Origin of the sequence: Actinoplanes sp. NPDC051470 (assembly GCF_040682035.1) — a bacterium.
GTDB lineage: Bacteria > Actinomycetota > Actinomycetes > Mycobacteriales > Micromonosporaceae > Actinoplanes.
In genome coordinates this window covers 21,940-27,939 of record NZ_JBFBAA010000057.1, presented here as the reverse complement: position 1 = coordinate 27,939, position 6,000 = coordinate 21,940, and the positions used below count along the sequence as shown (strand labels likewise).

At 66.3% G+C, this 6,000-nt stretch carries 7 protein-coding genes; 2 read left to right on the top strand and 5 right to left on the bottom strand.

Annotated elements, in window-relative coordinates:
* Positions 1-90 precede the first annotated feature (90 nt).
* Entirely contained in the window at positions 91-792 is a 702-nt protein-coding gene (locus AB0M54_RS46470; RefSeq protein ID WP_364479495.1) for a hypothetical protein, read from the bottom strand.
* A gap of 357 nt (positions 793-1,149) precedes the next feature.
* Positions 1,150-1,773: a TetR/AcrR family transcriptional regulator gene (locus AB0M54_RS46465; RefSeq protein ID WP_364479492.1), complete on the bottom strand. Its 624-nt coding sequence runs from the start codon at positions 1,771-1,773 to the stop codon at positions 1,150-1,152.
* An 87-nt stretch (positions 1,774-1,860) separates the two neighbouring features.
* On the opposite strand from AB0M54_RS46465, the gene AB0M54_RS46460 reads away from it, so the two are divergent.
* Complete coding sequence (locus AB0M54_RS46460; protein ID WP_364334775.1) at positions 1,861-2,775, top strand: SMP-30/gluconolactonase/LRE family protein; 915 nt, start codon at positions 1,861-1,863, stop codon at positions 2,773-2,775.
* A gap of 227 nt (positions 2,776-3,002) precedes the next feature.
* Here AB0M54_RS46460 and AB0M54_RS46455 read toward each other — a convergent pair whose 3' ends face one another.
* The 3 genes from AB0M54_RS46455 to AB0M54_RS46445 form a co-directional block, all read right to left on the bottom strand.
* Complete coding sequence (locus tag AB0M54_RS46455; protein ID WP_364479490.1) at positions 3,003-3,542, bottom strand: hypothetical protein; 540 nt, start codon at positions 3,540-3,542, stop codon at positions 3,003-3,005.
* Between the two features lie 184 nt (positions 3,543-3,726).
* Positions 3,727-4,524 carry a dienelactone hydrolase family protein gene (locus tag AB0M54_RS46450; protein ID WP_364479487.1) on the bottom strand — a complete coding sequence of 266 codons (798 nt, stop codon included), beginning with the start codon at positions 4,522-4,524 and terminating at the stop codon, positions 3,727-3,729.
* Positions 4,525-4,600: 76 nt separating this feature from the next.
* Positions 4,601-4,942 carry a nuclear transport factor 2 family protein gene (locus AB0M54_RS46445; protein ID WP_364479484.1) on the bottom strand — a complete coding sequence of 114 codons (342 nt, stop codon included), beginning with the start codon at positions 4,940-4,942 and terminating at the stop codon, positions 4,601-4,603.
* 48 nt (positions 4,943-4,990) lie between these two features.
* Here AB0M54_RS46445 and sigJ point away from each other — a divergent pair, with 48 nt between their 5' ends.
* Positions 4,991-5,878, top strand: coding sequence for an RNA polymerase sigma factor SigJ (gene sigJ / locus AB0M54_RS46440; RefSeq protein WP_364479481.1), 888 nt, complete (start codon positions 4,991-4,993; stop codon positions 5,876-5,878).
* Positions 5,879-6,000 lie beyond the last annotated feature (122 nt).

Genomic DNA, 6,000 nt, shown 5'->3' with positions numbered 1-6,000 from the left:
GACGGGGTCTTTTCGTTGGTATGTCCCTCTCGCTGAGCGTGTTCGCTGACAGCCCATCACCAGTTATGTACCGAACCTTTGCCTACCCGCTTAGGAGTCGGTTTTGCGCTCCAGTGATAGCCGTAGCGGATCGTCACCGTCGATATGCAGTAAGCCGTCTTTTTCAGCGACTGCCAGCGCTTTGCGTACGGCTGTGCCGCTGACGAGAAGTCGCTGGGCCAGATCGTCGACGCTGGTCTCCAGCGGCAGCTGAGGAGTCCATCTCAGTAGCGCTTCGATGTCGCTGGCCACACCCGAGGTCCGATCTCCCATCTGGGAGCTTCGGGCGAACCAGGCGGGCAGTTCTCTGGTTGGATCCGGCCAGAATTGGATCAGCCAGTAGTACCCGTCGCCGTCAGCCGGTCGGCGTGCGACTCGTACACGGAACCACTCCGTGTCGCCGAGGTGAAGGTCGGCCTCACCGTAGCCGCCGGTCAGGTCCGTCAGGGTCAATTCGCCCGAGCTTGATCGGAACGGTGTTTCCAGGATCTCATCGAAGTGTGCGCGCTCCGCCGCAGGCGGCACGTCGTGCAGCTCAATACGCACTGTGTGGTCGGACAGGTCAGGGGCCTGAGCAGCGACCCAGCCGGCGCCCGATCCGGCGAATGCCCCGGTCGGCATGTCTCCGCGATCGCGGTGATGCGGCATTTGTGGGTCCTCGTTCGGGTCCCACGCCTGGTTCGTGTCCGCGAGGATCAAGATCCCGTAGTCCGGATGGTAGTCGTCAGTTTCGAACGCTCGCATCACAGCCACGAGGCCCAGGCTATAAAACTCCCGTTGGCGGCGGGCTCGAGAGCGCAACCTGTAGCGGCCGTCGAGGAGTGTTGCACGCTGCCGTGGCCTCCACCATCTCCGTGATGCGACCGGTCGGGGCCAGTGATGAGGCATCCGATCATCGGCGGTTCAGGACGTCGGCCAGGCATGCTCGTCAGCCACGGAGCGTGACAGCACGTCGCCGACCACGGCGCGCTCTCGGCGGCAGATGAGGACGCCAAGATCGTCGCGATTTGGACAGGGCCGCATCGTTCGACTCTGACTCTCCTTGGTCCTGGGTTGGGGGTTCGGGTGGGGTGCTCCGGCGACGTGCGGTGAACAGAGGTCCGTTGCTTGTCAAGGCCGGTAGGCGGCGAGGAAGGTCCGTACGGCATGGTCGGCGTGGCGGTCGAGGTCCACTGTGGCCGGGGTTTCCTCGACGCCGAGGAGCATGGCCCGGTTCAGTGGTTCGGCCATCACGAGCCAGTTGAATTGGGTCGCTGCCAGGTGTGGGTCTTCGGCGCTGAGCATGCCGTCGGCGGTGAGTTTGTCGAAGATCGACGCGAGGGTGACGATCGTGCGTCCGGGGCCGCGGTCGTAGAAGATTCTTCCGAGCGCGGGGAACCGCGCCAGTTCGGCGATGACGAGCCGGCGCAGCCGTAGCAGGTGCGGCTGCATCACCAGGCCCAGCTGGCAGCGGGCCAGGGCGCGCAGATCGGCTTCCAGGTCATCGGTGCGGCCGAGCGCGAGGACTTCTTGCTGGACCACATTGCTGGCGTGGTCGACGGTGCTCGTTACGACCTCGGTGAACAGGGTTGATTTGTCGGCGAAGTGCCGGTAGATCGTCAGCTTTGATACCTCGGCGAGTGCCGCGACCTGGTCCATGGTTGTGCTGGCGTAGCCCTCGCGCAGGAATACGACCGTCGCCGCTGACAGGATTGCGCGGCGCTTGCGGGCCGAGCGGGTCTCCGGTGGGCTCACTGGCCTCGACCCGGCGCTGCACCTGCCACGGTCAGTACTATACCGTCTAGTTTTGCGAGTACTGGTCAGTTTACTTTGGGAGGGATCGTGTCGGCACCGCGAAGGGTCACCCGTGTACTGCTCGACGGGCTCGGTATCGGGGAGTGCCCGCGCTGGCACGACGACAGGTTGTGGTTCTGCAACTGGGGCGCCAACCAGATCGTCGCGGTCGACGTCGAGGGCAACAGCGAGGTGGTGATGGACGACGCCACGGTGTCCCCGCACTCCATCGACTGGCTGCCCGACGGCAGGCTGCTGATCGTTCCGGGCACGGCCAACTGCGGGGTGCGGCTGCTGGTGCAGGATGCGGACGGATCCCTCACCCCGTATGGACACCTCGACGGGCTGCCGAGCGGGTTCAACGAGATCACCGTCGACGGTCGCGGCAACGTCTACGTCAACGGCGCCGACTTCGACTTCCTGGCGTTCCTCGACCGGGCGATGAAAGACATGGCCGCGGGTGACCAGACTCCGCTGCACCAGCGCCCGGACTTCGTGCCCGGCTACATCGCATTGATCACACCGGACGGCAAAGCGCGGCAGGTGGCCAACGACATCGCCTTCCCCAACGGGATGGTGGTCACCCCGGACAACCGCACCCTGATCATCTCGGAATCCTTCACCGGCACTCTCACCGCGTTCGACATCGCCGAGGACGGGCAGCTGTCGAACCGGCGGGTGTTCGCCGACGGCCTTGGCCCGGACGGAATCTGCATCGACGCAGAGGGCGCGGTCTGGACCTCCCAAGGGCAACGGGACTGCGTACGGGTGGCCGAAGGCGGCAAGATCCTCGACCGCGTCGAACTGGACCGCGACCCGTTCGCCTGCATGCTCGGCGGCCCGGACGGACAAACGCTGTTCATCATGGCCGCGGTGTGGAACCCGGAGAATCCCTTCGGCGGCCCAAGAACAGGACAGGTACTCGCTACCGAGGCACCCGCCCCACACGTCGGCTGGCCCTGATCACCTGGTCCCGGACCCCCGGTCTCGGCACCAGCCACCTACTCCACGACCAACATGAGGCTTCGTCCCACAGAGCCCGCCCCGCGAATGCACGCTCATCGGCAGTTCAGCACGTCGGACCGCCGCGCGTACCAACCACTGAGCGTCACGCTCGTCGTTGGCCGGCACGCGCCGTCGGCGGCATGACCGAGCATTAGGCGCAGCGCCAGCACGATGGGCCGCCAGGACTATGTGACGTCTCGAGAACCGTAGGCGAAGGCGCCCTGACGGTAGCGAGACAAGATGCTTGTCGCCACTTCCTCCGGAGTCCCCCTTGGCTCGATGATCAGGTGCCGGGCGTCGATGCGGGCTTGCTCGAACTGTTCGTGCATGTACCGTGTACCGGGCTCGTCGTCACGGTGGCCCTCCCGGGTGGTGACGTTCTGCACGCAGCGTTCTACCGAGGGCAGCAGAACGGCGTAATGCAACTCGTCCAGTCCTGTGGCTTCGAAGAAGGTCGGCAGGAACCATGGCCCCATGACTCCGTCGAAGACGGACTGGTATCCCCCCTGCGCGAACTTCCCAGCTGCCGCACCCGAGGCGCGGATGACCGTTTGGTTCTGATCCTTCGCCTCTGGCCGCCACGGCTTCTGCGCACCCTGGTCCAGGAAGCGGAAGAAGGCGTCTCCGCGGATCAGGACGCTAGGCGAGAGACGGGAAGAAGCGATGGAGCTGACGGTCGACTTCCCGGCTCCGGGTGGCCCGGCGATGACAAGCAGAGTGGACATGCGGCTCTGTGTATCCGCATCGCACGGCGTTATCAAGGCAGTATCGGAGACGCTGAGGTCACCATCCGGCGATCGGGCGCCGACCCCATCCGTCAGGCATCTGTCCATGGTCGCTCATTGCGTCTTGATGGCTTACCAGCCGGCTCAATCGGATGCCCTCATCTCGGCATGTCCGGGAACGTGATCATCCGTGATGGTGAGCCTGGATTTCTGGAGTGCCGTCGGCCAGGCGCTCGGCGATGAAGGTTCGCCACCCGGCGATCGTTGCGGGTGTGGTGTGGGCGTGCTGGCCGGGCTCGGTGACCAGGCGCTTGATCGGGGATCCGATCAGGTCGAACAGGTCCCGTTGGCCGTCGCGGGGGAAGATCTCGTCGTCGTGCTGGACGTGGAACAGCAGCGGCGCGGTGATGCGTCCGGCGTCTGCGGTGACCCGGTCCGGCGCCGCCATGGCGGGATTCATGGCGGCGCACTGCTGTAGACCGAACTTCCCGATGACCACGGCGCGCATCCGGTCGTTCATGTCGGCTGCCAGGGCGAGGCCGAACCGCGCTGCCATGGACATGCCGAGATAGGCGAGCCTGCCGAGGTCGGTCTGACCACACGCCGTGACAGTATCGACGGCTGCCCTCCAGTCTTCAACCATCCGGTCCAGGGCCACCTCGATCCCGACCTCGGCGATCCTGGCCTGATACTGCGCGGCCGGCATCGCGACCGGCACCCGCTCGCCGTGGTAGGGACCGTCGATCGCGACCTCGGCGCATCCGGCATGGCCGACGAACCAGCGGGCATGCTCGACCACCCGGCCGCCGCGCTTGTGCCCGCTGCCACCATGGCCCACCAGCACCAGCGGTACCGGGACCGATATTGACGGCGGCAGCCACAACACGCCGGGAACACAGCGGCCCGAACGGGTCGTATGAAAGGGCCGCTCGACAACACCGTCGACGACCTGATCGTCAAACCACTCAATGTCCGGCTGCACGACACCATTCCATCAGCCAGCTGACGGTGCCGTGGCCCGGCATCCACACAACGCCTCACCATGCGTAACCGCCACTTCAGCGCGGCAGTGAGCAACTCGCGGCAGATGAGGTTGCTGAAGCACGGGCGACGAGCTCCTGGATGTAGGCGCGGCCGGCCGCGGTGTCGCCGTCGAGCTGGATCGTGCCGGGGTGGGTGTTCTGCACAAAGAACTCCCACTGGGCCTGCAGCCGCTCGCCCCCGGCGCGGATCTCCTCCCGGCCGACGAGTTCGGCGGGGATGTTCGGCATCCGCAGCGTGCCGTCGTCGGTGAACAGCGCCGCGAGGCGGGCGCGGTCGCGCATCATCGCCGCGTCGGTGAACTCGCCGCGCAACGCCTCGATCTCGACGCGGTCCGCGATCGCCTGAAAGTCCGTCATCGGTGTCCCCTGCTCATTGGATGATGGGTTCGTGGGAGCCGCTGGGTCATGACCACCCGAGCGATCATCAGCGAGCGACGTCAGTTGATCAATCTGGCCTACCGGCTGCTGGGCTCGCTGGCCGAGGCCGAAGACGCCGTGCAGGAGACGTATGCCCGCTGGTATGCCCTGCCCCGCGACCAGCAGGAGGCCATCGAGTTTCCCAGTGCCTGGCTGACTACGGTCACCAGCCGCATCTGCTTCAACCTGCTGGGCTCGGCCCGGGCCCGCCGGGAGCGCTACGTGGGCGAGTGGCTCCCGGAGCCGCTGCCCGACCGCACGGAGTGGACCGGCGGTACCCCGGCCGACCCATCCGACCGGGTCACGCTCGACGAGTCGGTCAACATGGCGTTTCTCGTCATGCTCGAGTTGATGACCCCGGCCGAACGCGTCGCGTTCATCCTCCACGACGTCTTCCGCTACCCGTTCGCCGAAATCGCCGAGATCGTCGGCCGTACCCCGGCGGCGTGCCGCCAGCTGGCGTCCTCGGCCCGCCGCCGCATCCGCGCCGCTCAGGCTCCCGCGACCCCGGCGGTCCGGCAGGCCGCCGTTGTCCGGGCCTTTAAGGCGGCCTGGGAGGCCAAGGACGTCGATGTTCTCATCGGTCTGCTCGACTCCGACGCCACGGCGATCGCCGACGGCGGCGGCCTAGCCACGACCTTCCTGCATTCGATCGAAGGCGCTGCGCAGATCGCCCGCGCCTGGGTCGAGATCGCTCGCCGGGCCCCAAGGGACATGACGTTCCTGGAACGCACTGTCAACGGCCGGCCCGGCCTGGTCGCCCAACAGAACGGCCGCACCCTGACTGTGTTCGCGTTCGCCGTCGCCGACGACCGGATCAGGTGCATCTGGGTAGTCCGCAACCCGGAGAAACTCCGGCTCTGGACGACGGGCTGATGCGGCGTTCAGCGCCGGTCGATGATGCTCTCGGGATCCGGGAACTCGTCTTCGTGCGCGTACTGCACCATCTGGATCAGGCACAGCTCCACATCGCCCTGGGACACGAAATTGTCCAGGTT